Source organism: Candidatus Phytoplasma phoenicium (genome assembly GCF_001189415.1).
In the GTDB taxonomy this organism is placed as follows: domain Bacteria; phylum Bacillota_I; class Bacilli_A; order Acholeplasmatales; family Acholeplasmataceae; genus Phytoplasma; species Phytoplasma phoenicium.
Genome location: NZ_JPSQ01000036.1, coordinates 1 through 2,445, shown reverse-complemented (window position 1 = coordinate 2,445; position 2,445 = coordinate 1). Strand labels below are relative to the sequence as shown.

The following is a 2,445-nucleotide window of genomic DNA, read 5'->3' as shown; positions in this document are numbered from 1 at the left end:
ATATTTAATTTGACACAACGATATTAGTTAGTATCATTTTCCCTTAAAAAGTTTTTACATTAAAAAATTAACCAAAAAAATTAGTTTTAATATTAAAAAACGAAATTATATGAATAAAAAAATTACCAAAAATTATTTTTTTAAATTAAGATTAAATTGTTTGTTTTTAATCATCTCAATTTCTTCTTTATAAGGAGGTAAAGAATTGATATAAGGAGTTTCTAAAATTTTTGGTACATGTAAAAAAGTAGGATGATAAATAATTTTCATTAAAGATTCGAATCCAATATGTCCATAACCAATATTTTCGTGACGATCTTTTTTACTTCCTAATGGATTTTTAGAATCATTAATATGAAAAACAGTCAGATATTTTAAATCAATCCAAGAAACTAATTCATTGATCACCGATTCAAAATTGTTTTGAATATCATAACCTGCATCAAAAACATGACAAGTATCAAAACAAATAGCTATACGCTTCGGATTATTAATCAAATCAATGATTTGTTTCAATTCTTGAAAAGAACAACCAATTTCATTGCCTTTGCCTGCCATAGTTTCTAAACAAATTTTTGTAGATAAATAGGAAGTGTTAGAAAAAATTTGATTAATACCTTCAGCAATCCATTGAACAGCTTGTTGTCTGTTTTTATTAATAGCATTGCCAGGATGCAACACCATTTGACTAATATGCAGTTTGTCAAACCTTTTTAATTCTTTTGTCAAAAAAGCAATAGAAAAATCTCGTATCGCTACCGAAGGATTAGCTAAATTAATAATATAAGGAGCATGACCTACTACATCAGTTAAATGAATACCAGAAGTACTTATTTTAGATAATGTTTCAGGAATATAAGCATAACTAAGATCTTTTCTTATAGTATTTTGAGGAGCACCAGAGTAAATCATAAAAGTATTAGCACCAAAAGATAAAGCTTGTTCTAAAGAAGTTAAATACATATAAGGTTTTCCAAATAAAACATGACTACCAATCTTAATCATTTTTAATTCTCCTCTTTGATGATTTATATTGATACTTTTTTTTGATTTTCGTTAAAGGTTTTTTTAGTTGATATAGAGGCTTTTTAACACTTTTGTTCTGATGAAAGATGGTTGTTGTGGAAACATTTTTTTTTTGAAAACTAGTAGCTGTTAAAATAATCGATTGCCAAGTCAAGTGATAATTTTTTGTAATATTTGTTAAAATTTTTTGTTCTTGCTCATCGTATAACAATAAAACATTTCCTTCTTTTTCCATACGACCTGTTCGTCCACTACGATGTACAAAAAATTCTAAATTACGTGTGGGCAAATCATAATGAATAACCCAATTAATTTCTAAATCTAAACCACGTGCTGCTAAATCACTAACTAAAACATATTGATACTTATTATTTTTGATATCTTTAATATAATTTTTTCTTTGACGAACTGATAAATTAGAAGAAAAATTTAAAATTTTTAAATTTTCTCCTTTAAGAAATTCATAAATACGATTTTGTTCTTTTTTTTGTGAAACAAAAATAAACGCCAAATAAGGATTAGAAATTTTTAAAAAATGTTTTAAATCGTTTAAACGTTGACGCAAAGGACTAAAAAGAGAATAATAATTAATTTTCAAGCGATGTTGCGGATAAACATCAAAAAATAAAGATGGGCCAAAATACTTTTTAATAAAAAATTTCATTGACAAATTAATAGTAGAAGAAAATAATAAAATTTTAGGTTTCCATTTAGATAATAAAAGATCTAAAGAAGATAAAGATTTTTGATCGAATAACATATCTGCTTCATCTAAAACCAAAAAAGAAGTTTTAATAAAATGAATTTGACTAGAAACATAAGCATATTCAACTAATTTACTCAAAGTTGTAATAATTAATGGTGGTTGTTTTTTAGATAAAAAAGTGGAAATTTTATTTTTACACATCCCGCCATAAAGAATTTTTACTTGTGCATTATGATTTTCAATAGATTTAAACATTTGAAAAACTTGAAAAACTAACTCATTAGTAGGAACTACAATAATAGCTTGAGTGATGTTTTTTTGCCAATCAATTTTACTTAAAATTGGTAATAAATAAGCATATGTTTTTCCTGTTCCAGTAGGTGCAATGCCAATTAAATTAAAAGGTTTATCAAAATTTTCAAATAAAGCTTTTTGAATAGGAGTAATTTGAATAAAATTCAATTGTTTAAATTTATGAGCAATATATTGTTGTTTAAACATTAAAATAAATTCCTTTTTTAAAATTAGTCAAAATTTTAGTAAAATATAATATAAAAAATTAAATATTGCACCAAATTAAAATAAAAAATAATAAAAATTTTTTGATAATGATAAATTTTTATATTATAATATTTTCGATATAGTTCATCATGCATATAACAATTTTTTTGAATTAAAAAAGAAAAAATATTACAATATTAAAAAAATAATAT

Annotated in this window: 2 protein-coding genes; both read right to left on the bottom strand. The window is 23.6% G+C overall.

Translation table 11 applies throughout. The features are described 5' to 3' along the window. Positions 1-132 precede the first annotated feature (132 nt). Positions 133-1,005, bottom strand: a complete 873-nt coding sequence (locus AlmWB_RS00975) for a deoxyribonuclease IV (protein WP_050337219.1) — start codon at positions 1,003-1,005, stop codon at positions 133-135. Then, positions 998-2,233, bottom strand: a complete 1,236-nt coding sequence (locus tag AlmWB_RS00970; RefSeq protein WP_083993347.1) for a DEAD/DEAH box helicase — start codon at positions 2,231-2,233, stop codon at positions 998-1,000. Before AlmWB_RS00970 ends, AlmWB_RS00975 begins: the two co-directional genes overlap by 8 nt. Positions 2,234-2,445: the final 212 nt, after the last annotated feature.